We start from the raw sequence: 20,272 nt of genomic DNA, 5'->3' as shown, positions 1-20,272 counted from the left end.
GCCACGACACCTGCGCTAAACTCCTGCTCGAAGGAGGGAAGTCCCGTGTCAGCAGTTCAGAGCCAATCCACCGGCCGGGTCGGCTGGGTCGATGTCGCCAAGGGCGTCTGCATCGTCTTCGTGGTGATGATGCATTCAACGCTGGGGGTGGAAAAGGCACTCGGCGACGAGGGCTTCATGGGGCTGGTGGTGGCGTTCGCCAAACCCTTCCGGATGCCGGATTTCTTCCTGATTTCGGGGTTGTTCCTGGGGCTGGTGATCAACCGTCCGTGGCGGCTCTATCTAGACCGCAAGGTCGTCCATTTTGCCTATTTCTACGCGCTGTGGCTGACCATCCAGTTTGCCTTCAAGGCGCCGGAAATGTGGATCGAGGCAGGCCCAGGGCCAACCCTTGGGCACTACCTGATTTCCTATGTCGAACCGTTCGGCACGCTGTGGTTCATCTATCTGCTGCCGATCTTTTTTGTCGTCACGCGGCTGCTCGTCACTGTGCCGAAATGGATCGTATTTCTGGCGGCGGCCGTACTCAACGCTGCCCCGGTGATGACCGGCTGGCTGGTGATCGACGAGTTCGCCGCGCGCTACGTGTTCTTCTTCGCGGGCTTCGCCGCCGCCCCGCTGATCTTTCGCGCGGCAAGCTGGGTCCAGGCCCACCGGCTGGCCGGTTTCGCCGTGCTGGCGGGCTGGGCGGTGCTCAACGGCGTGCTGGTGTTTGCGCCGGTGCCCGTGGCGCTTGCGCCCTGGGGCGAGCGGCTGTCGGATCTGCCGCTTATCGGTCTCGGGCTTGGCTTTGCCGGGGCGCTGGCGATCATTTTTTCAGCGTCGCTGCTCGCCACCAGCGCCGGCCCGGTAACCCGCTTTCTGCGTCATGCCGGGGAAAACTCGATCGTCGTCTATCTCGCCTTTTTCCTGCCGATGGCAGTCACCCGCATGGCGTTGATCCGGTTGATGCCGGAACTCGGCGCCGGCTGGATCTCGGTGCTGGTCACCGCGGTGGCAACGGTGTCGCCGCTGATCCTGTTGTGGATGATCAGCAAGAGCGGCCATGGCTGGTTCCTGTTCCGCAGGCCCGGCTGGGCGATTCTCGCTGAACCGCCTGCACGCGGCCGCTTGGCCCGAGCCTGAAGCCATTTCAGAAAGTGGCTACCGATACGCGTACACCCGCTTTGCATCCGACATGGTTTTGTCGCAGTTTGCCGTAACAACCGCCGGGCCGGTGGCGTTGATGTTTTAACGCTGACGGCCCCGTTTGGAGGCGGTACCGGTCGGTTGAGTGCGGCCAGGCCCGCAGCGAAAAAGCTGGAGTTCTCAATGCGCCTTGTCTACCGCCTCGTTGTTTGCGCCACAGCCCTGTTGGGGATTGCCACGCTGTCGGCACCGGCGTTCGCCTGGGAGGCCGTCGAGCAGGTCAAAACCTATTCCATCAGCGGCCAGTCGGGGCGGGAACTCTACCAGTCGATCGGGGCCAACGGCCCGGTAATTGCCGGTGACCGGCGCACCATTGCCCACACCACCTTCAAGCTCACCTGGCGGCGGGATTATCAGAACCAGGCTGATGGCGGCTGCGTGCTGGCCTCGGCGCGGCCGAAACTGATCATCACCTACACACTGCCCAAGCCGCGCGGCACGATGCCATCGGACGTGGCCTCGCGCTGGAAGGATTTCTACGACGGGCTCGCCGCCCATGAAAAAGTGCACGGGCAATACATCATCGAGATGGTGCGCGAGATCGAGACCGCAAGCATCGGGCTCAGCGCCGCCAATGACGGCGATTGCAACAAGGTGCGGGCGCAGTTGCAGGCCCGGCTCAAGCAATTGTCGGACTGGCAGCGGCAGCGCGGCCGCGATTTCGACCGGGTCGAAATGGGTGAGGGCGGTGCCGTGCAAAGGCTGGTGCTGGGGCTGATCAATGATCGCTGAGCGGCACAGCGTCGGCTCAGTGGTTTCATTCCTGGCGGCAATTGCATCGACCCGGGCCGCGCAATAGGTTCGGAAGCACAGGCGCCGGCGCAAATCAGCCCGGCCGCATTCTCCGGACCCCAAGCCAGGACGCCGCATGAGCATTCGCATCGCCACCTTCAACGCCGAGAACCTGATGAGCCGGTTTGATTTTTCCGGCTACCGCAACGAGTTGAGGCAGGACCGGGTATCGCAGCTCTATGATTTCAGCTCCGAGGCACAGTACCGTCAGGCCGAGATCGCGCGCGCGGTGTCGCTGACCGATGACACCCGGCAACTCACCGCGCTGGCCATCGCCGAGGCCGATGCCGATATCCTCTGCCTGCAGGAAGTCGAAAGTCTCGATACGCTGCACCGGTTCGAATATGGTTATCTGTTCAAGATGATCGGCGACGGCTACCGCCACAAGGTGCTGGTCGACGGCAATGACAGCCGCGGCATCAATCTGGCCCTGATGGCGCGCGACAAAACACTCGACGGCGCGCCGATCGAGATCCTCGAGGTTACCAGCCACGCCCATCTGACCTACGAGGCGGCGGGGCTTTATGTGCCCGAACTCAAGGAACTGGCGCAACCGCACGACCGCATCCTCAAGCGCGATTGTCTCGAGGTCGACATCAAGGTCGGCAACAAGCGTCTGACCATCTATGTGGTGCATTTCAAATCGATGGGCGGCCCGCGCGATGGGGTCGATGGCCGCAGTTTCACCATGCCGGTGCGGGTGGCCGAAGCAGGGGCGGTGCGCAAGATCATTTCCGACCGGTTTGGCGTCGATGGCGGCGGCAAGCGCTATGTGATCGCTGGCGATTTCAACGATTACACCGAAAAACTAGTGATCACCGGCGACCGCCGCACGGGCTACCAGTTCACGCCGGCCAAGGAAGACGATGGCGCGGTGCGGGTGTTGACCGCCGACGGCTTTACCGAGAACGTGGTGATGAGGCGGCCGGAAATGGATCGCTGGACGCTCTACCACACGCGCGGGCCCGAGGAGCGGCATCTTTGCCAGCTCGATTATCTACTGGCTTCGCCGGCGCTAACCCGCACCAACCGGGACCGCAAGCCCGACATCATTCGCAGCGGGCAGCCGTGGCGGACGCTGTTTCCCGCCGGCCAAGAGGTCGTCCGCTTTCCGCGCACCGGCTGGGATCGGCCCAAAGCCTCGGATCATTGCCCGGTGGCGATGACCTTCGACATGGTCTGATTGATGATCGTGGATATGCCGGAGAACCAGATCTTCAGCCTCGACGCGGTGCATCTGCAGGTCGATCCGGCCGAGCATCCCTGGCTGGTTGCCGAGGGCGAGGCGGTGGACGCGCATTGGCAGCGCGAACAGCGCGAGCGACCGTGGCTATATAATGGTACGGTGATGCTGCACCGCGGCCTCAGATTCGAGCATGGCGTGGTTTCCGGGGTCAGCCACCGCGTTCCCTATGCGGCACTGCTGCACTGGCTCAAGACCCGGCCCGAGGCCGATGCCTGGCATCTGTTCGGCTCGGCGGTGATCCTGTCGGCCGATGGTGCCATGCTGCTGATCCGGATGGCCGCGCAAACCGCCAATGCCGGCAAGGTCTGTTCGCCGGCGGGATCGCTCGACCAGTCGGATATCTTTGGCGACCGGCTTGATATCGATGGCAGCATTCGCCGCGAGGCGCGCGAAGAGACCGGGCTCGATCTGACGGAGGCGGAAGCGGAAGGGAGGCTGTTGTGCTGGCGGTGCGGCCGAATGGTGTCGGTTTTCCGGCGCTACCGCTATGCCGAGACGGCGTCGCAATTGGTAGCGCGGGCGTGCGAACATGTGCGTACGTCGCCTGAGCAGGAGGTCGACGAAATGGTGGTGGTGCGGTCGTCCGCCGACGCCGGACCGACTGCGCCGGACTACATGCGGGCGCTGCTCGCGTTTCATTTTGACGCGCGCCAAATCGGCACAGCTTGGCATGGAAGCTGAATTGGATAGGATGCGCGGAGTTGCAGGCAGGTCGGCTTGCGCGAAATACAAGGAGTAGCCGGTGGCATGACGGAATATGCAATCTATGACGTCTTCACCGGAACGGCGCTCGCCGGCAATCCCCTGGCGGTGGTGTTTGAGGCGGATCATTTCAGCGACGCCCAGATGCAGTCGATTGCGCGAGAGTTCAATCTCTCAGAGACGGTGTTCGTGACAACGCCGCAGAACCCGGCGCATACGGCGCGGCTGCGGATTTTCACGCCCGGCCGCGAATTGCCGTTTGCCGGCCACCCGACGGTGGGGGCGGCGGTCGCGCTGGCCGACCGCAGGCTTGCCGGCAAGGCGCCGGCCAATGGCATCGACATGGTCAAGATGCTGGAGGAGGGGATTGGCGCTGTGCGTTGCGCGGTGCGGATCAGCGCCGGCAATGCCGGTTTTGCCGAGTTCGATCTGCCGCGGCTGTCGCAGCGTCTCAATGTCGAAATCGAGCCCGCCGATATCGGTATGGCGCTGGGGCTCGACCCGCAGGAGATCGGGTTCGAAAACCACCGGGTGTCACTGTGGAGCGCCGGCGTACCGTTCGTGCTGGTGCCGGTGCATGACCAGGCGGCGGCAGCCAAGGCCGAATGCCATGCCGCCGATTGGGAGCGGGTGGCGCCGATGGGCGACGGGCAACTGGCCCACCCCTACATCTATTGCCGCGGCGGCATGAACCATACGGCCTCGTTCCACGCCCGCATGTTTGCGCCCGGCGAAGGTATTGTGGAGGATCCGGCAACGGGGTCGGCAGCGGCGGCGTTGTCGGGAGCAATCCATCTCTATGACGGCTTGCTCGACGGCAACCACGCGCTGGTGATCGAGCAAGGTGTCGAAATGGGCCGGCCATCTCTGATTCATCTTCATCTAGATTGCGCCGATTCGGAGGTTTCCCATGCCCGGATTGGCGGGCAGGCAGTTAAGATTGCCGAGGGCGGTTGCTGCTGTGAACCGCCATTGGGGTGATCTGTCGCGTATGCGTCGATTTCCATGAAAACGGTGTGGACAAGGCGGTTTATCCGGTCTATACGCCCCTTCGTTCCGCTTCGTCGGAACAGGTGGGGCGCGTAGCTCAGTTGGTAGAGCAGCTGACTCTTAATCAGCGGGTCCACGGTTCGAGCCCGTGCGCGCCCACCATAAATTGCCTAACGAAAACGCGGGCATAATGGCTTCCCCGGTTTTTGAAACTGTCGGTGATCCTCGCGATAGGGTCACCTCAGGGTCACACGGGTTTGAAGGCTTTATGGCGTGTGACTTCGATAGACATGTGAGATCGCCACGAATATAGCGATTTTTCGATCTTTCTGTACCGATCCCAATTGGTAATCCATAGCCAACTGATTCAAATTTTGTGCCACGGTCGAAGGCATGGATGCACTTTTGCAGCGCAGGCGCTCGCGAACGCTATTTTTTTGCTTTGCCCTATGCCACTCAAACTCCATTTCCAATCTGCCTTATCTCGAAAATTTGATAACGTCAGGACGAGTCATGCTGGCCGCTGGCACTATTTGGAAAGCTGACAGGGGAGGAATGCCAATGTGCAAACTTTACAACATCACAATGGGGCCACAAGTGATCCTCGAATTCACCAGAGCGGTCGTAAATCATGCGGGTAATTTGGAGCCTGGCAAATTCTATCGTGATTGCTCAGCGTTGATCGTTCGCGATGAAGACGACGGTAGCCGTAGATGAAAAGCCTCAGCAACACCGAAGGGTGATAACAGGGGGCGTCCAGTTTGCGCAGGCAACATGCGGCCGAGGCTAGCGCCCACCAGGTTCATGGCGTCGACGAATGCGTCGATCACTCGAACGGGGTGATCTTCGTCGATCCAGTCCTCAAGACGATCTGGAAACAGCGTGCCCTAATCACGGCTGATGCCTTCGATATAGCCTGCCATTGCCACCTCCGAAATACGGAGATGATTCTACATCAGAACCCTGTTTTTACACAGCCTCGGCCGAGAGCGCCAAAGAGGATTTGGCGGTTTCGGGCGGCAAGGGGTCTTTCGCTGCAGATTGCACCAACGGCGGCTATGCGCCAAATCGCACCTCGGCCAAGGGCATGGCAATATATGAGTTCCACCGACAAACGCTGCCACTCGATACCTTGGTATCGGCCCGAAGGAGCAGGCATCTGTGGCGAAGCGCGAGGGTTACGCGGCCTTCTTTGGTCTTTTTGCCAGGGCAATTCTGCCAATAACCGTTTTGGGCTGCGCGTCGTTATAGGTCCCTAACCATTGGAGCGGGCGGATTGCCCCGTCACGGTCTGCGAACCGAGTTTCCACCGGCGATGATGCTATTGATCAGTGTCGCCACGGCCACGTGCATCTCGAGGTCGGCCTCCGTGCCTTCTGCGTTCTCATGAGAGGTCGCCGCGTCCTTGAGAATGCCCATGATCTCGCTTTCCGGCAGGACTTGAGCGTCGTTCAACGCCAGAAGCAGCGCCTCGCAAATCGAAAGCGCCGCGATTCCTGAATGGGTGTCATGATCCGACATGCCGTGGTGACCTTTCTTGGTGCACGCGCCTGCATAAGAAATCTGAGCGGCGCATGAGACAAACTCTCAAAATATCTGCTATAATGCGCTGATCGACATCAGTCAGCGGTCAGATTTACATCGTAGGGATTTGGCTGGCCCCGAAGATTGGTCAGCATTTGGAAAACACAGCACTGGTCCGCAAGCTCGGCGCTTTCGTTGCCTTGTCGGGTGCAGAACTTTCCGTGCTTGAAGGCTTGCACAAGCGCCGCCGCACCTTTGTCGCCGCGCGCGAACTTGTGCATCAGGGGCAATCGGATCAGGCGGCTTACATCCTCATTTCCGGCTGGGCCTACTCCTACAAGGTCCTGCGGAATGGGCAGCGACAGATTGTCGATTTCCAGATCCCCGGCGATTTTCTGGGGTTGCGGAGCGTGTTGTTGCAGATCTCGGATCACAGCATCGAACCGGTCACCGATATCGAGGTAACGGAGGTTCTTATGACTGATCTGTTGGACGCGTTCGCGCGGACTCCCCGGCTGGCTACGGCAGTCCTGTGGGCCGCATCCCGTGACGAAGCTATGGTGGTCGAGCATCTGGTGAACATCGGGCGCCGCGATGCAGCCGAGCGGATGGCGCATTTCCTGCTGGAACTCGGGGCCAGGCTTTCTCTTGTAGGCTTAGGCAGCAAGGCTGGTTTTGCTTGTCCCCTGACGCAATATCTTCTGGGCGACGCGCTCGGGCTGAGTGCAGTCCACGTCAATCGGGTGCTCAGAAAACTGCGCGAATTGGGAATGGTCACGTTTCGCGAGGGATACGTCACGTTCGATGCCTATGATCGCCTGACCGAATTCGCCGAGTTCGATCCGACCTATCTGGATCAAGTCGGACCGCTTCTCAAATAGCGATAATCAGGCGCCACCATCAAGCTCAGATGCGCCCGAGCACCATCAATATGACGACGATGATCAGCACTGTGCCCAGCACACCGACTCCGGCATGACCGAAGCCGTAGCCATAGCCGCCGAAGCGTCCGCTGAAACCGCCCAGCAGAAATATGATGAGTAGAATGACGAGGATTGTGCCGAGTGACATTGTGCTTCTCCTGTTGTTGGGCGCCACCCGTCTTGCGAGAGGTCCCGACGTTTAGGCCTGCGGCGCGCGGCCAGTTCTGTGGCCTACGCCGATTATTTCATTTCCCGTCGATGGAAATGTCGTTCTCGTTGATCTCGATGCCGCTCTGGCGTTCCTGATAGTACCGATAGCCTGCAACGACCGCGACGACAGCGAGCACCCCGATCAGGATGAGAAGAAAGTTCCGATGCATCGCGTTGTTTCTCGCTGATTTCCCGAATTCAGAAGCCGCCGGGGGTGGTACCCCACAGGCTGGTTCTTGGGTGCGCTTTTCGCGTACAATGCAGCGACCTGCATCAGGCGTCGCGGACCGTGTCCTTGATGCCGCCGACGGCATTCTGGACTTTGCCCTCGGCCTTATCGGCCTCGCCTTGCGTCTCGAGTTTCGCGTCGCCGATGGTCTTGCCGATGGCCACTTTTACCTTGCCTTTCACGACCTTCGCGGAACCGATTACCCGATCCTTATCCATGGTGTTTTCCTTTCAGAGTGGTTGAGCACGAGACATGTTCACCGGACACCCCGTGAACTGCTCAAATCATCGCACCGGCGTTGCCGGCCTACACTGACGCAGGTTGGTCTAGGCAAGAATATTTTGAGGCGTTTCCTGCAGAACAGCGCGTCAGCGGGGCTTGGCTGCGCCCGGCAGGACGCGCGTTCCGGCACAGCCATCGAGGATAGAGCGGATGCCAGTCAATCAGCCGATGTCGGCGAGTTTGCCGCTGCTCCTGACGTCCGATTTACTTCAACGTGAATTTACGTAGCCGAACACAACCATCCAGGGAGGAAGCCTAAGCCTTGATCAATAGCGATCATGATCGCCCTCGCTGACGGGGTTGCGGGCCAGAAAGACGCCCTCGAACAGGAACACCGCCGCCATGCCAAAGAAGGCAAGAACGACGATCAGCGGATCAAACTGCCACTTAATCGCCGCGAATGCGCTCAGAACCACAGCGTCGAGCGTAATCGCCGTCAACAGGACCCAACCCCGCGCACCGATGTCGTGGCGGAGATGTCTGTAGACTCCCCAGTGAATGATGATGTCCATCACGAGGTAGAAGAAAGCGCCGAGCGAGGCGATGCGGCTGAGATCGAAGAAGATCGTCAAGATGCCCGCAATCACCACAGTATAGACCAGCGTGTGGTCCTTGATCGTGCCCGGCATGCCGAAATGGCTGTGCGGGATCATCTTCATCTCGGTCAGCATGGCCAGCATCCGTGAGACCGCGAAGATGCTGGCGATCAGCCCGGAGGCCGTGGCCACCAGCGCAAGCGCCACCGTCAGGTAGAAGCCAGTCGGCCCAAGCGCCGGCTCGGCCGCTTCGGCGAGGGCATAGTCCTTCGCCGCGACGATCCGGTCGAGCGGCAGACTGGAGCCGACTGCGAAGGCGACGAGCAGATAGACGACCACGCAGAATGCTATGGACAGGACAATGGCCCGGCCCACGTTGCGATGCGGGTCGGTGACCTCCGCGCCGCTGTTGGTGATCGTCGTAAACCCCTTGAACGCCAGGATCGAAAGCGCGACAGAGGCCACGAAGCCGGTTGCGCCCGCATCCCCGCCGGTCACCTCTAAGGTGGTCCCACTGGCCCAGAGACCGGCGGCCCCAAACAGCGCGATGCCGCCGACCTTGAGCGCGGCCATGAGGATGGACAGAAGTCCGACCGAACGGTTTCCCGAGACGTTCACGAGATAGGCGAAGACGATCAGCCCGACGCCGAGAACCGGCACGAGGATACTGTCCGGATCGCCCCCAAAAGCCCTGAGCGTGTAGGTTCCGAAAGTGCGCGCGACGAGACTTTCGGCGATGACCATCGACAGCGCCATCAGGAGTGCTGCGCCTGCCGCGACCGTCGTCGGCCCGTAAGCCTTTTTGAGGATCATCCCGACTCCGCCCGCAGACGGATAGGCATTCGACATCTTGATGTAGGTGTAAGCGCTGAATGTGGTCACGATCGCGCCGACGATGAACGAGAGCGGAAACAGCGGCCCCGCAAGTTCGGCGATCTGGCCGGTCAGTGCGAAGATGCCCGCCCCGATCATCACACCGGTACCCATTGCCACCGCGCCGGGCAGGCTGATGCTGTTTTTCTTGTAAGCTTGAGCCAAATCCAGGATTTCCTTATATACTATCCGTTTCATCCGGGGCGCGTACAGACCAGCACATGTCCCAGACCTGATCGCCTTTGGAAAGTGTCCTGAGCCTCGCACAATGACCGGGTTTACCAGTGTCGGCGATCAGATCGGCGCCAGGCCAATCGTTTGCGTACCAGCGGTTCAGCACCAACTCCTTTCGTCTGCGCCGGGTCCTCGCAACAACTCACGGATGTTCGCTTCGATGACGCGATACCCGAGATTTCCATAGAGCTTCTGGCAACCCTGGTTGAGCACATAGGTTGGACTGCCCTCGATCTTGAGGCGATCTCGTTGCTGGTAGTCGGCAGCCAATGACGCGAACGCCGCACCACTGTTGATTTCAGCCTCCACCGGGGAAAGATCGATTCCGATCTCTTCGGCAATCGCATGCTGAACCTTGCGCTGGGAGACGTCGCGGCATTCATGGAAAAATGCGCGTCGCAACTGCCAGATCAATTGCGTTGAAAGAGGGCTGCCGGCGCTGCCGCCACCTTCAGACTTCAATTCCGCAATCTGGACAGCTTTGATGAACAGATGCGCACTGTCCGAACTCGCTGGCTTGGCAGAAAGCCATATTTCCGGGTGGACGTCGATGTGGCCGAATTTCTTGCCGACCTCTTGCAGATGTCGATTGAAGCCGCCGTAGGCTCCCTTGTCAGCCCATCCCTGCGCTATCTTGTCTTCGGTATTTCCAAAGACGGAGCAGAACCTGTAGTCAATTTGCACGTCCGCACCGAAGTCTCTGGAAATCTCTTCAAGCCGGATTTGGGAAGCATAGGCCCATATACAGAGTACGTCCGAGAAATACGTGGTAGAAACAGGAACGGTCGTAGCCATTTTCGTCATCCAACGTGTGCCGAGGTGCGATCTAAACATGATCTCACAATTAACAGATTAGCTTGATCGCAGTGGCATCCGAATTCTGGCGGCCATTTGCTTTCCTGTCGGCGCAAAAATCATCGCTGAAGGCTCCAGAGAAATAGCAATTCATCTGAACTCAATCGGCCAATGGGAACGCGGCGGGATAATGTGGCGCCGACACGACGAGGGGCCGCTGGGTCATCGAAGGTGATCTCGCCAGCTACTTCGACACGGTCCATCACAAGCTGCTTCTGAAATGCGTGCGGCGACGGGTGCAGGACGGACGGCTCGTTGATCTTCTCTGGCGGTTCCTGAAGGCAGGCCACATCGACCGTGGCCTGTTCACAGCCTCAAGCGAGGGTGTTCCGCAAGGTGGCGTTCTGTCACCGCTCCTGTCCAACATCATGCTCCACGAGTTTGATATGTGGCTGGAGGCGAAATATCTGAACAAAAAGGCTCGTAAGGATCGCTGGGCATGGAACTTCGGCATCCAGCAAGGCAGGCCCATCACGGCTCGCGAGAACCGGCAATGGAAACCTGCCGTTGCCTATTGCCGATACGCTGACGACTTTGTCGTGATCGTAAAAGGAACCAAGGCTCAGGCAGAGGAAATCCGTGAGGAGTGCCGGGCGTTTCTGGAAGGTGAACTGAAGTTGACGCTGAACATGGAGAAGACCCATGTCACACACGTCAATGACGGCTTCGTTTTTCTGGGGCACCGGATCATCCGCAAGCGTGGGGCGCATGGACGGATGTCCATCGTCACGACGATACCCAAGGAAAAGGCCAAGGGGTTTGTCCGCAGGCTTACCGAAACCCTTTCCGGCAATCATAGTGTCAGTACGGTCGGCATGATCGCCAGTCTGAACCGCCAGTTGGTGGGATGGGCGGCGTTCTACAAGTTCACCGACTTCACGGCGTACGTATTCCGGCGCATCGATCATGTCGTGTTCTGGAAAATGGCGCATTGGCTGGGCCATAAATACCGATCTCGCATCAAACCCTTGATGCGGAAATGGTACCGGGTCCCGGAACCGGGCAAGGCGAAAACCTGGCTCGTGTTTGGTCGGACTGAACGCGGTGACCCCGTCGGAAAAGCGTTGAAACGGCTTGTCTCAAGCCCCAAGGCGCAATTCCGGTGGCGCAATCCGGAGACGAATCCGTACATCTTCCGGATTGAAGACCGCAGTACCGTCACGTCGCACTACCATGATGTTGCTATGGCCATGGGCCAAGCTTGAATGGAGAGCCGTATGCGCTGAAAGGTGCAAGTACGGTTCGGGGAGGAGAAGCGCATCTGCGCTTCTTACTCCACTCGCCACCTGGCAGGGTTTTGTCTACGTGGCGTTTGTCATCGACGTCTTCGCTCGCCGCATAGTTGGTTGGCGGGCGAGCAGGACGGCACATGCAGGCTTTGTCCTCGACGCTCTGGAGCAGGCGCTTCATGATCGGCGTCCCGCTCATGGTGGCGGCCTCGTGCATCACTCGGATCGAGGTGTCCAATACGTGTCCATTCGGTATTCCGAGCGGTTGGCGGAAGCTGGTATCGAGCCTTCTGTCGGAAGTGTCGGCGACAGTTACGACAATGCCCTCGCCGAAACGATCAACGGTCTCTACAAGGCCGAGGTCATCCATCGACGTGGACCATGGAGAAGCTTCGAGACGGTGGAATTTGCCACCCTGGAATGGGTCGACTGGTTCAAACACCGACGACTTCTGCAGCCCAACGGGAATATACCGCCAGCCGAAGCTGAAGAACGATATTACGCCATGCTGGACGAAGCAGCTATGGCAGCATAACTTAAACCAAATAGCCTCCAGCACACCCGGGGCGTGTGTGGCTGCCCCCTGTTTGGCAAGCTTTATCTTCGATTTTTCGGCGGGGTCTTCGATCGGACGTGTGTCAGGCCTCAGGTTGTGGCCTTCGATGACGCCACGGGCCGGTATGCTGTTCGGAAAGCTGGGTTCACATCGGTTCAGAGAGCTGCAAGCGCTCGAGCCCCGGGTCTGAATTTCCCTGCCTTGAACTTCGAAGTCCGTGTCGCGTACTCCTCGTCGATCGCTCACCCCGGCCTTGCGGCCATGTCGTGCCTTTTCCCTTCTCGGTTTCAGGTCACGCCATTCGATAATTCTCTTGCTTGGTCGACATGGCCCAGATCATTCGGGCCATCTTATTCGCCAGCGCAACGGCCGCGACCATCCTTGGCTTGCGTGCTACGAGAGCAGCGAGCCAGCGATTCGAACTGCCACCCTTTCGGACGACCCAGCGGATCACGCTCATCGCTCCGACGATTAGCAGTCGGCGGATGTCGGTCTGCCCCATCTTGCTGACCGACCCCAGCCTGGCCTTGCCCCCCGTGGACCTCTGCCGTGGCACCAGGCCGAGCCAGGCCGCAAAGTTCCGCCCACTGTCAAAAGTGTCGAGGTCGGGCGCAAACGCCGCCACGGCGCCTGCCGTCACGGGGCCGATCCCGGGGATGGTGCAAAGCCGCCGCAACTCACAATCTGTCTTCGATGCATCTTCCAACTCGTTTGCCAGCCGTTCGATCACGTCGGTCAGCCGCGCGATCTGCTCGAGATAAACCGCCCCCATCTCACGAACCGGGTCAGGCAGGTCGCTGCTCTCGTCCGCCAACGCATTCTCGAGTAGTTTCAGGCTCGCCGGTCCCTTCGGCGCCACCAGCCCGAATTCGGCCAGATGTCCGCGGAGCGCGTTGATGAGCTGCGTGCGCTGCCGGACCAAGCATTGATGGGTGCGGAACGCCACAGCACGGCCTTGGGTTTCGGCACTCTTCACTGCCACGAAACGCATGGTCGGGCGCATGGCCGCCTCTGCGATAGCCTCCGCGTCCGCGCGGTCATTCTTCTGGCGCTTGACGAACGGTTTCACATACGCCGCAGGCACCAGACGCACTTCATGACCGTGAGACTGCGCCATCCGGCCCCAGTGATGCGACGTGGCGCATGCCTCCATCGCGACTACACAGGCCGGCTGCTCGCCCAGAAGCGTCGCCAACCGGTTCCGAGACAGTGCCCGATTATACAGTACCCTCCCATCAGATCCGACCGCACAAGCCTGAAAGCTGCCTTTTGCTAAGTCGATTGCCAGAATGCTGATCTTCGATGTCATTGATGCGCCCTCCGCTCGGTGAATATAGAACCGTCTTGGTATACCCGATGCCGCTGGGTGGGGGCATCCACCGCATCAGTTCAATGGTCGGTGGATGGAATGTCGTGGATCGAAACGAACCATAGAAGGTGGTTCAGGTGCATAACACCGGCACCATGTTTCGCCATTCAATACACAAAGTCGGGCTAACGCCGTGGTGCGACTGTCGCACGTAGATTGTCGTTCAGATGGATTCCCAATCGCACCCTAAATGCCTTACTTCAAGGTGTTGCAACGACCTTTCTGTCTTCAATTGGATGCGCGGCGCAGCAGCGAAGAAGGCTTGAATTTGCATTCAGTTGGTGGTTGATGACAGTACAACGTAACCCATTGCGTGGTCCGCAATTTAAAAGGAGGCCAATCATGATAACGGGACCGCAATGCCGCGCGGGCAGAGCACTCGTCGAGGTATCTCGTGCTAAACTTGCACGACGTTCAGGCGTCGATGAAGCAGTTATCGAGAATTTCGAGCGCATGATCGACGATCCTGCACCTGACTAGATCTCAGCGCTTGAGAAGGCGCTGGAAGATCTGGGTGCCGTCTTCATCGAGGAGAATGGCGGCGGCATCGGTGTCCGGCTCAAGTTCAACAGTTCCGAAGCGAAACGGATTGCCGGAATGGAAGGGGAGGGCGGTATCGTCGTCAGCGATAGGGTCCCCTGGTAGTGTCTCAGTTTGAAAATGGGCTGTCTTGACGCCCTATCGAATCCCGGCGCGAATTCCTATATGCTTAGTGGCAAGCATAGGAGGCGTAATGCAATACACAGTGATAGAGACGATCTTGCCGGGCACAGTGATGGAGCGACAAGTTTTCGACAACCTCGAAGATGCATTGAAACACGCGGACATCTCCATTTATTCCGGTCCATCAGCTGTAGAGATTTCAGTAGTTGACGAACTTGGTGTCAAGCACTTGGAGAGGGTTTTGAATGCCAACCGGACCTAAAGGACAGAAGCGCCCCGCAGACGCCATCGGGCGCGCCGTACAGATCGCACAGATCGCCACTGGCGAGATTGAAGACGTTGTGCCCGACGATGGTAAAGACCCCAACGCCAAGGCTCTTGGCGCGAAGGGTGGTCGCAAGCGTGCTGAGAATATGACGCCAGAGCGGCGTAAGGAGATCGCCCAGAATGGAGTTGCCCCCTGAAAGTGGTCCACCAACTGGGATAGATTATCCCTCAAATTGGAGGATCAGCGATGGCTGGAAAACGAGAGAAGCCGGAAGAGATTGTATCGAAGCTTCGGCAGGTTGAAGTTCTGCAAGGGCAAGGTGCGACGATTGCTGACGCGGTGCGCCAGATCGGCGTGACACAGCAGACGTTTTATCGATGGCGGAAGCTCTATGGCGGGATGCAGCGATCTCAACTCACTCGGCTGAAAGAGCTGGAGAAGGAGAACCAGCGGCTTCGGCGGGCGGTGTCTGACCTGACACTGGACAAACTCATCCTGACCGAGGCGGCAAAGGGAAACTTCTAAGCCCTTCGCGTCGGCGCAAGTGCATCGACCATGTGCGGCGGGAGCTCGGCGTATCAGAACGCCGCGCCTGCCGCACGCTCGGACAACACCGATCCACACAGCGCAAGGTGCCACAGGGCCGGGCAGATGAAGAACGGCTGACCGATGATATCATCGAACTGGCCGACAAGTACGGGCGCTATGGGTATCGCATGGTCACCGGTCTGCTGAACAACGCGGGCTGGCAGGTAAACCATAAGCGGGTTGAGCGCATCTGGCGGCGTGAAGGGCTGAAAGTGCCACAAAAGCAGAAGAAAAAGGGGCGGCTTTGGCTGAACGACGGATCATGTGTGCGTCTCAGACCGGAACGGCCAAACCACGTCTGGTCCTACGACTTCGTCCAGGATCGAACCGCTGACGGCCGCGTCTATCGGACGCTGAATATCATCGACGAATACACCAGGGAGGCACTCATGATCCGCGTGGACCGCAAGCTCAACTCAACGGACGTGCTGGATGCTCTGACAGACCTATTCATCCTGCGCGGCCCGCCGGAATACATTCGGTCGGACAATGGGCCGGAATTTATCGCCCAGAAAGTGCGGGATTGGATTGCAGCTGTTGGAGCCAAGACGGCCTACATAGAGCCAGGCTCACCATGGGAGAACGGATACTGCGAAAGCTTCAACGCCCGGTTCCGCGACGAGCTGCTGAACGGCGAAATCTTCTACAGCCTAAGGGAGGCGCAAATCCTGATCGAGCAATGGCGTATCCACTACAACACCGTCAGGCCGCATAGCGCTCTGGGCTACCGCCCGCCCGCGCCGGAAAGCATTGTCCCGATGGACCAGACGCCCATGATGCACTAACAATCAAACCGGACCACCTGATGGGGGCACGCCACCATACTACGCCGGCCATTCCCGTCTTGCGTGAAAGTTAGATTTTCGACGCCGCCACTTGGCGGCACGCCTGCTGATTTTCCGCCCCAGTTGAACCAGCCACCTGCCGCCTCCAACGGGGAAACTCTGGGTAAATCGGCCATGTCACCAACCTCACCCATCAGGCATTGAATGATGTAAGGTGCCTGGGTCGAGGTGTGATACCGATAGATATAGGTGTCGTCTGTCTTTCCATTGCAGACATCAAGCTCGCCCATCGCGATTGGCGTGCCGTCAGGATTGTTGTCGCCATAGATGGGAAACCCGTCAAAAGCCCAGCCAATAATGGCAGCATCGCCGGCATTCTTCATCTGTTCAATCATGCAGGTTGGCTTGACGTGGTAATGATAGTCGTCTCCCCGTCCAGCATGCCCGCCACAGACATCCAGTTGCTCGGTTTGCAGGGTGTCATGCTGCTCCTGATGATGCTTCAGGTCGTCCAGGGTCATCTCGCCGCCGCCTGTATAATCATAGATGGGAACTCCATTGACCGCCACACCCAGGGCGGCATCACGCGTCTGGGGCGTGCTTCCCAGAACCGGATTTAGGACGATGGGAGCGGCATAGTCCTTGGCAGGCACAGGCACCTGCTCATTCGTACCAACAATGCCCGTCATCAGGGTATGCGAAGGGTATGTGTCTGACGTGATGATCGCCTTGCCGTTCTCGCATATCACCTTGACGACATCAGAAAACCCTGCTTCGGCAACGGATGCTTTTACTGCCATGCAATGATCTTCTTCGCCATGGGCGAAAGCGAAATTCGGATAGAGTGCAAGCAGCAAGGGAATAAGTGCGGCGGCTTTTGCTGGAACCGAAAACCGTTCTGTCTTGTGCAAAATCAAGCGTCATTTCCTTTGAAAACATCGTGACCCGTCGGTCTGGTTGCCTTGGTCCTTGTCACTGTCGTAGATATGCTGCGCTGCAAAATATCAAGTTACAGTTTCCTTGTCAGGGTTACCTTTTGGTAATGGAACGGATGGAACAGCAGCCATTCATCAGACTATCGTAAATGACTGCGACTTACTTGTGTCGGAAGCGAGCCAGGCCTTAGCGGCGCAGACCACAAAGGTCAGCAATGGGCCGGAAGCGCCAGTGCAAGAATGAATGTTGGCGGTCCAAAAGGGCGGACAACAGACATTGGAGCAGCCGCGGCGAATTGGCACTTTGTCCGCATCTTACCAGTTAGTGCAGCACGCAGCGAAAATCGGATTTCTCAGCCTCAGGCCAAGTCGGGGGACAGTTCTTACTCTTGGTTCGCTTGTCGAATGATCGCAGCAGCTTCAACAACCAGATCGGCGTTTCCGGTGGCTTGGTGTCCGTCTGGCATGACTGTCACATCTTCCAAACCGGTTCTGATCCCGTGGCCTCTGGCGACTGCGCGACGGTTAACATCCCAGCAGGCTATGCCGTATCCATGATGAACCTGTTCAAGAGTAATACCAGCTTCGGTCACGATATTCTCGATCATCTCAGCATGGCGAATGGCGTCATCTGGTTTCGCGTCCAGAGGCTCTACCATGACACGCCGACACAAAGCCGACAGCCCTGAAGTAACGAATGCTTTTGCATCTTCTACCGACAAGAGCCCAGCTTCGATCCCAACGCCTCGGTTGACGAGCAAGTTGCACAATTCCGCTATGCCTTCTTGTCCTTGGTTGGCAGTGACTAGGTCGGGCATCTCAATCCAATTGGATATCAACTCAAAGCGCCGATCAACATCGGCTTCGATTGCATCCGAGGTGCTTAGAGAAATGGGTACGCCGGGACAGGCTGCCCGGACAGATCGTATCGCTGCAGCGCAGGGTATCGCGTTCAATGTTTCTTGGCCCTGTTCATCAAAGGGGTGGATATGCACCGACTCAGCGCCTGCTGCCACCGCTGCGACCGCTTCTGCGGCGATCTGATCTGGCGTTCGCGGAGTGTCAGGGTGAGCGCTATCTCCGTTTAGTGCGACTTGCAGGAACAGCCCGATTCTGGCCATGTTTAACCTCTTTGAATGAATATGTTCCCTTTATGTTCCAATTGATGTATTTTGGCAATCCGTTTTCCAAATACAGACCAAAAGTCCTGACATGAATCGATCTGATGAGATCAGTGCTTCAGCGCCTAGTGACCAAAGCAGAAGCTGAAACCAAAACTACGAGCGGCAGCAAAGGGCCGATTGCACCCAATTTTGGATGAATGCAGAGGCGTTCTTCTGCGCTCGCGATGCTGGGTTCTGCTACCGTAATATCAGCATTCTCCCAAAATTGGGGGCAGTACGGACGTCAACAAAGCGTAATAGCTAACACGGAATTACGTCATAAGAGTTTTTGTGGTCGGGCTTGTCGGCATTGCCAATTTCGGTCAATTTGAAATGCCATATCACCTCGCCGAGATGGCCATACGCGAAAACAGCGACATGGAGCGCCGCTTACAAGGATCGACCGAATGAAGTCACCGCGCCTTCCTCCAGATCATCCCAATTACGGGCGCGAGTTAGAGGCAGAGCTTGAGCCGCTCATGACCGAGATTGTAGATCGCGTTGTCGCGGCTGGGTGGTCGAAGGATGCCGTGTGGACAGCACTAATATCGCTGGTTGCTGATCTCGAACATTCCACTTTTGCATCCGCCGAAACTGACAAACTTGTGGCGGAAGTGATATCCCTTCTCGATAATTTTCGCTGATTGTCTGATCAAGGCGAAAGCGACGGCATGTTTTGGAGGGGCAGTATAGAGAACATTCACTCATCCAGTTTTGCCAACATTGGAGTTTGCTATCTACGGCCAAACGACGGCGATTGATGCGAAGCAGCCAGAGTCCGCTTCGCACCCTGCCGACGTGTCGTCGCTTCGAAATTACTCGGCTTTCTTCCGTGATCCGACGAACATAATCTTTGTGCCCTGCGGGTCGTCAGTCTGGATCAACCAGCCGCCGTTGTTCGGCAGTTCCATTGGCCCCATTCGGACACTACCGCCAGCATTTTCTACGGCTGTCTTGGCTTTGTCGATATCGGCGACCTGCATTGCAAAATTCCAATACGGCTTGGCGTCTTTTTGTTGCGAGTCCATCACGCCACCGATCATCCCGCCATCATGATTGATGAAGGTATAATCACCCGCGGGGCCCATCGGCATCGCGCCGCCATGTTCCCAGCCAAACAGATTGCTGTAGAAATCTAGCGCCACTTTCTGGTCGGACGTGACGAGTTCGTTCCAGCAACAGTGGCCGGGCCTCATGGGGGTGAAAGCCGTGCTATCCTCATCACTGTTGCCGCGCATCAGGTAGAAATGCGCACCCTGCGGATCAGTGCAGAAAGCAAAACGCCCGACACCAGGAATGTCGGCCGGCTCAATATCGATTTTTCCACCAAGCGATTTTACCTTTGCCGCAGACGCATCAACATCATCAACACCGACATAGATAAACCATGCGCTCGGCATGCCAGTGGCGTGCTCGGGTGTTTTCAAGATACCAGCAACGGTTTCCTTGCTCGCTGAAGCGATACGGTAGTCCACTGAAGGGTCGCCGGACATTTTTTCAAACGTCCATGCCATGACCGCGCCGTAGAATTTCTGCGCCGCATCGGGATCATCAGTCATCAGTTCATACCAAATTGGTGTTCCGTGCTTATTGGACATGGTCTCTCTCCTCCCATTTTGGGCGCTTGCACGCCGCCTGTATTCATTCATTGTTTTCACTTCTGCCGAATACACACATTTGCAGCGCCGCCAAAAAGGTCACGGATTATTGCGCTTCAACATAGTGCTTGAAATTGTCCAGGATCGCCTGCCAGCCATCCCGCTGCATCTCGATTGAATTCTGGTCCTCTGCATCGAAAGCGGTGTTCACCTTTGTCATATTGCCATTGATCTCGAAGGTCGTGCGTGCCTTGCGTCCGTCATTCATGACAAGGGTAATTGCTTTGTGCAGTTCAACTTCTTCATAGACGCCTTCAAAATCGAATCCGAAACTTCCGTCTTTGGCTTCCATTCGCGCACAGTATTTCCCGCCCACCTTGAGATCGGTTTCCGCGCGCGGGCAGCACCAATCAGTGGACGCAAAATTCCACTGCGTGATGGCTTCAGGTGCCGTGTAACCTGCCCATACCCGTTCGAGAGGGGCGGCAATCTCGGTCACGATGGTGATTTTCTGTTTAGCCATGATAGAGCGCC

General features: G+C 58.0%; 23 protein-coding genes, 1 tRNA gene and 3 pseudogenes. 15 read left to right on the top strand and 12 right to left on the bottom strand.

Going from position 1 to position 20,272, the window contains the following annotated elements:
* The first annotated feature begins 45 nt into the window (after nucleotides 1-45).
* The 6 genes from OEG84_RS08900 (at nucleotide 46) to OEG84_RS08875 (ending at nucleotide 5,080) form a co-directional block, all read left to right on the top strand.
* Complete coding sequence (locus tag OEG84_RS08900; RefSeq protein WP_267653420.1) at nucleotides 46-1,125, top strand: acyltransferase family protein; 1,080 nt, start codon at nucleotides 46-48, stop codon at nucleotides 1,123-1,125.
* 186 nt (nucleotides 1,126-1,311) lie between these two features.
* Entirely contained in the window at nucleotides 1,312-1,920 is a 609-nt protein-coding gene (locus tag OEG84_RS08895; protein ID WP_267653419.1) for a DUF922 domain-containing Zn-dependent protease, read from the top strand.
* 136 nt (nucleotides 1,921-2,056) lie between these two features.
* Complete coding sequence (locus OEG84_RS08890) at nucleotides 2,057-3,163, top strand: endonuclease/exonuclease/phosphatase family protein (protein WP_267653418.1); 1,107 nt, start codon at nucleotides 2,057-2,059, stop codon at nucleotides 3,161-3,163.
* A gap of 3 nt (nucleotides 3,164-3,166) precedes the next feature.
* Nucleotides 3,167-3,907, top strand: coding sequence for an NUDIX hydrolase (locus tag OEG84_RS08885; protein WP_267653417.1), 741 nt, complete (start codon nucleotides 3,167-3,169; stop codon nucleotides 3,905-3,907).
* A gap of 66 nt (nucleotides 3,908-3,973) precedes the next feature.
* Nucleotides 3,974-4,909, top strand: a complete 936-nt coding sequence (locus tag OEG84_RS08880; RefSeq protein ID WP_267653416.1) for a PhzF family phenazine biosynthesis protein — start codon at nucleotides 3,974-3,976, stop codon at nucleotides 4,907-4,909.
* A gap of 95 nt (nucleotides 4,910-5,004) precedes the next feature.
* Nucleotides 5,005-5,080, top strand: a tRNA-Lys gene (locus tag OEG84_RS08875).
* A 523-nt stretch (nucleotides 5,081-5,603) separates the two neighbouring features.
* On the opposite strand, the pseudogene OEG84_RS08870 reads toward OEG84_RS08875, so the two are convergent.
* Nucleotides 5,604-5,799, bottom strand: a pseudogene (locus OEG84_RS08870) (transposase); the annotation flags it as partial.
* Between the two features lie 403 nt (nucleotides 5,800-6,202).
* Nucleotides 6,203-6,439 (bottom strand): hypothetical protein, encoded by a 237-nt coding sequence (locus OEG84_RS08865; protein ID WP_267653415.1) that lies wholly within the window; start codon nucleotides 6,437-6,439, stop codon nucleotides 6,203-6,205.
* A gap of 158 nt (nucleotides 6,440-6,597) precedes the next feature.
* Here OEG84_RS08865 and OEG84_RS08860 point away from each other — a divergent pair, with 158 nt between their 5' ends.
* Complete coding sequence (locus OEG84_RS08860; RefSeq protein WP_267653414.1) at nucleotides 6,598-7,323, top strand: Crp/Fnr family transcriptional regulator; 726 nt, start codon at nucleotides 6,598-6,600, stop codon at nucleotides 7,321-7,323.
* 25 nt (nucleotides 7,324-7,348) lie between these two features.
* On the opposite strand, the gene OEG84_RS08855 is transcribed toward OEG84_RS08860, so the two are convergent.
* From OEG84_RS08855 to OEG84_RS08835, 5 genes are all read right to left on the bottom strand, one after another.
* Nucleotides 7,349-7,513, bottom strand: coding sequence for a DUF3309 family protein (locus OEG84_RS08855; RefSeq protein WP_267653413.1), 165 nt, complete (start codon nucleotides 7,511-7,513; stop codon nucleotides 7,349-7,351).
* Between the two features lie 97 nt (nucleotides 7,514-7,610).
* A complete protein-coding gene (locus OEG84_RS08850) occupies nucleotides 7,611-7,745 on the bottom strand; it encodes a hypothetical protein (protein WP_267653412.1) in 135 nt (44 codons plus the stop codon).
* Between the two features lie 103 nt (nucleotides 7,746-7,848).
* Nucleotides 7,849-8,022 (bottom strand): CsbD family protein, encoded by a 174-nt coding sequence (locus tag OEG84_RS08845; protein ID WP_267653411.1) that lies wholly within the window; start codon nucleotides 8,020-8,022, stop codon nucleotides 7,849-7,851.
* 330 nt (nucleotides 8,023-8,352) lie between these two features.
* Nucleotides 8,353-9,693 carry an APC family permease gene (locus OEG84_RS08840; protein ID WP_267653410.1) on the bottom strand — a complete coding sequence of 447 codons (1,341 nt, stop codon included), beginning with the start codon at nucleotides 9,691-9,693 and terminating at the stop codon, nucleotides 8,353-8,355.
* Nucleotides 9,694-9,828: 135 nt separating this feature from the next.
* Complete coding sequence (locus OEG84_RS08835) at nucleotides 9,829-10,524, bottom strand: DsbA family oxidoreductase (protein WP_267653409.1); 696 nt, start codon at nucleotides 10,522-10,524, stop codon at nucleotides 9,829-9,831.
* A gap of 215 nt (nucleotides 10,525-10,739) precedes the next feature.
* On the opposite strand from OEG84_RS08835, the pseudogene OEG84_RS25485 reads away from it, so the two are divergent.
* The 3 genes and pseudogenes from OEG84_RS25485 to OEG84_RS08820 all read left to right on the top strand — a co-directional run.
* Nucleotides 10,740-11,261 (top strand): annotated as a pseudogene (locus tag OEG84_RS25485) (reverse transcriptase/maturase family protein); the annotation flags it as partial.
* Between the two features lie 39 nt (nucleotides 11,262-11,300).
* On the top strand, nucleotides 11,301-11,789 hold the full coding sequence (locus OEG84_RS25480) for a group II intron maturase-specific domain-containing protein (RefSeq protein ID WP_267656131.1): 489 nt from the start codon (nucleotides 11,301-11,303) through the stop codon (nucleotides 11,787-11,789).
* A 67-nt stretch (nucleotides 11,790-11,856) separates the two neighbouring features.
* Nucleotides 11,857-12,348 (top strand): annotated as a pseudogene (locus OEG84_RS08820) (IS3 family transposase); the annotation flags it as partial.
* A 313-nt stretch (nucleotides 12,349-12,661) separates the two neighbouring features.
* On the opposite strand, the gene OEG84_RS08815 reads toward OEG84_RS08820, so the two are convergent.
* The gene (locus OEG84_RS08815) at nucleotides 12,662-13,678 is read right to left on the bottom strand and encodes an IS110 family RNA-guided transposase (RefSeq protein ID WP_267653408.1); all 1,017 of its coding nucleotides are present in this window, start codon (nucleotides 13,676-13,678) and stop codon (nucleotides 12,662-12,664) included.
* 402 nt (nucleotides 13,679-14,080) lie between these two features.
* Between OEG84_RS08815 and OEG84_RS25360 the strand changes: the two genes are divergently transcribed.
* From OEG84_RS25360 to OEG84_RS08795, 4 genes are all read left to right on the top strand, one after another.
* Nucleotides 14,081-14,218 (top strand): hypothetical protein, encoded by a 138-nt coding sequence (locus OEG84_RS25360; RefSeq protein ID WP_324288188.1) that lies wholly within the window; start codon nucleotides 14,081-14,083, stop codon nucleotides 14,216-14,218.
* Between the two features lie 253 nt (nucleotides 14,219-14,471).
* The gene (locus OEG84_RS08805) at nucleotides 14,472-14,663 is read left to right on the top strand and encodes a hypothetical protein (protein WP_267653407.1); all 192 of its coding nucleotides are present in this window, start codon (nucleotides 14,472-14,474) and stop codon (nucleotides 14,661-14,663) included.
* Nucleotides 14,647-14,865, top strand: a complete 219-nt coding sequence (locus OEG84_RS08800; protein WP_267653406.1) for an RNA-binding protein — start codon at nucleotides 14,647-14,649, stop codon at nucleotides 14,863-14,865. Before OEG84_RS08805 ends, OEG84_RS08800 begins: the two co-directional genes overlap by 17 nt.
* Before the next feature lie 50 nt (nucleotides 14,866-14,915).
* A protein-coding gene (locus OEG84_RS08795; protein ID WP_267652453.1) for an IS3 family transposase occupies nucleotides 14,916-16,042 on the top strand; the annotation gives its coding sequence in 2 pieces (ribosomal slippage) (nucleotides 14,916-15,180 and nucleotides 15,180-16,042; 1,128 coding nt in all).
* Here OEG84_RS08795 and OEG84_RS08790 read toward each other — a convergent pair.
* Together OEG84_RS08790 and OEG84_RS08785 are read right to left on the bottom strand one after the other, a co-directional pair.
* On the bottom strand, nucleotides 16,039-16,959 hold the full coding sequence (locus OEG84_RS08790) for a YHYH protein (protein ID WP_267653405.1): 921 nt from the start codon (nucleotides 16,957-16,959) through the stop codon (nucleotides 16,039-16,041). The genes OEG84_RS08795 and OEG84_RS08790 overlap by 4 nt on opposite strands.
* Before the next feature lie 401 nt (nucleotides 16,960-17,360).
* Complete coding sequence (locus tag OEG84_RS08785) at nucleotides 17,361-18,098, bottom strand: 3-keto-5-aminohexanoate cleavage protein (RefSeq protein ID WP_267653404.1); 738 nt, start codon at nucleotides 18,096-18,098, stop codon at nucleotides 17,361-17,363.
* A gap of 449 nt (nucleotides 18,099-18,547) precedes the next feature.
* Between OEG84_RS08785 and OEG84_RS08780 the strand changes: the two genes are divergently transcribed.
* Nucleotides 18,548-18,784 (top strand): hypothetical protein, encoded by a 237-nt coding sequence (locus OEG84_RS08780; RefSeq protein WP_267653403.1) that lies wholly within the window; start codon nucleotides 18,548-18,550, stop codon nucleotides 18,782-18,784.
* 171 nt (nucleotides 18,785-18,955) lie between these two features.
* Here OEG84_RS08780 and OEG84_RS08775 read toward each other — a convergent pair whose 3' ends face one another.
* Both OEG84_RS08775 and OEG84_RS08770 read right to left on the bottom strand, forming a co-directional pair.
* Entirely contained in the window at nucleotides 18,956-19,738 is a 783-nt protein-coding gene (locus OEG84_RS08775; protein ID WP_267653402.1) for a VOC family protein, read from the bottom strand.
* A gap of 106 nt (nucleotides 19,739-19,844) precedes the next feature.
* Nucleotides 19,845-20,261, bottom strand: a complete 417-nt coding sequence (locus tag OEG84_RS08770; protein ID WP_267653401.1) for an SRPBCC family protein — start codon at nucleotides 20,259-20,261, stop codon at nucleotides 19,845-19,847.
* Nucleotides 20,262-20,272 lie beyond the last annotated feature (11 nt).

The organism is Hoeflea algicola, assembly GCF_026619415.1.
GTDB classification, from domain to species: Bacteria; Pseudomonadota; Alphaproteobacteria; order Rhizobiales; family Rhizobiaceae; genus Hoeflea; species Hoeflea algicola.
This window is presented reverse-complemented; position numbering and strand designations above follow the sequence as displayed.

Coding starts and splice junctions, on each gene's coding strand:
- OEG84_RS08865 (WP_267653415.1), bottom strand. CDS start 6,439: ATGTCGGATCATGACACCCATTCAGGAATCGCGGCGCTTTCGATTTGC.
- OEG84_RS08845 (WP_267653411.1), bottom strand. CDS start 8,022: ATGGATAAGGATCGGGTAATCGGTTCCGCGAAGGTCGTGAAAGGCAAG.
- OEG84_RS08800 (WP_267653406.1), top strand. CDS start 14,647: ATGCCAACCGGACCTAAAGGACAGAAGCGCCCCGCAGACGCCATCGGG.
- OEG84_RS25360 (WP_324288188.1), top strand. CDS start 14,081: ATGATAACGGGACCGCAATGCCGCGCGGGCAGAGCACTCGTCGAGGTA.
- OEG84_RS08785 (WP_267653404.1), bottom strand. CDS start 18,098: ATGGCCAGAATCGGGCTGTTCCTGCAAGTCGCACTAAACGGAGATAGC.
- OEG84_RS08885 (WP_267653417.1), top strand. CDS start 3,167: ATGATCGTGGATATGCCGGAGAACCAGATCTTCAGCCTCGACGCGGTG.
- OEG84_RS08780 (WP_267653403.1), top strand. CDS start 18,548: ATGAAGTCACCGCGCCTTCCTCCAGATCATCCCAATTACGGGCGCGAG.
- OEG84_RS08815 (WP_267653408.1), bottom strand. CDS start 13,678: ATGACATCGAAGATCAGCATTCTGGCAATCGACTTAGCAAAAGGCAGC.
- OEG84_RS08775 (WP_267653402.1), bottom strand. CDS start 19,738: ATGTCCAATAAGCACGGAACACCAATTTGGTATGAACTGATGACTGAT.
- OEG84_RS08840 (WP_267653410.1), bottom strand. CDS start 9,693: ATGAAACGGATAGTATATAAGGAAATCCTGGATTTGGCTCAAGCTTAC.
- OEG84_RS25480 (WP_267656131.1), top strand. CDS start 11,301: ATGTCCATCGTCACGACGATACCCAAGGAAAAGGCCAAGGGGTTTGTC.
- OEG84_RS08855 (WP_267653413.1), bottom strand. CDS start 7,513: ATGTCACTCGGCACAATCCTCGTCATTCTACTCATCATATTTCTGCTG.
- OEG84_RS08835 (WP_267653409.1), bottom strand. CDS start 10,524: ATGGCTACGACCGTTCCTGTTTCTACCACGTATTTCTCGGACGTACTC.
- OEG84_RS08880 (WP_267653416.1), top strand. CDS start 3,974: ATGACGGAATATGCAATCTATGACGTCTTCACCGGAACGGCGCTCGCC.
- OEG84_RS08850 (WP_267653412.1), bottom strand. CDS start 7,745: ATGCATCGGAACTTTCTTCTCATCCTGATCGGGGTGCTCGCTGTCGTC.
- OEG84_RS08805 (WP_267653407.1), top strand. CDS start 14,472: ATGCAATACACAGTGATAGAGACGATCTTGCCGGGCACAGTGATGGAG.
- OEG84_RS08890 (WP_267653418.1), top strand. CDS start 2,057: ATGAGCATTCGCATCGCCACCTTCAACGCCGAGAACCTGATGAGCCGG.
- OEG84_RS08895 (WP_267653419.1), top strand. CDS start 1,312: ATGCGCCTTGTCTACCGCCTCGTTGTTTGCGCCACAGCCCTGTTGGGG.
- OEG84_RS08770 (WP_267653401.1), bottom strand. CDS start 20,261: ATGGCTAAACAGAAAATCACCATCGTGACCGAGATTGCCGCCCCTCTC.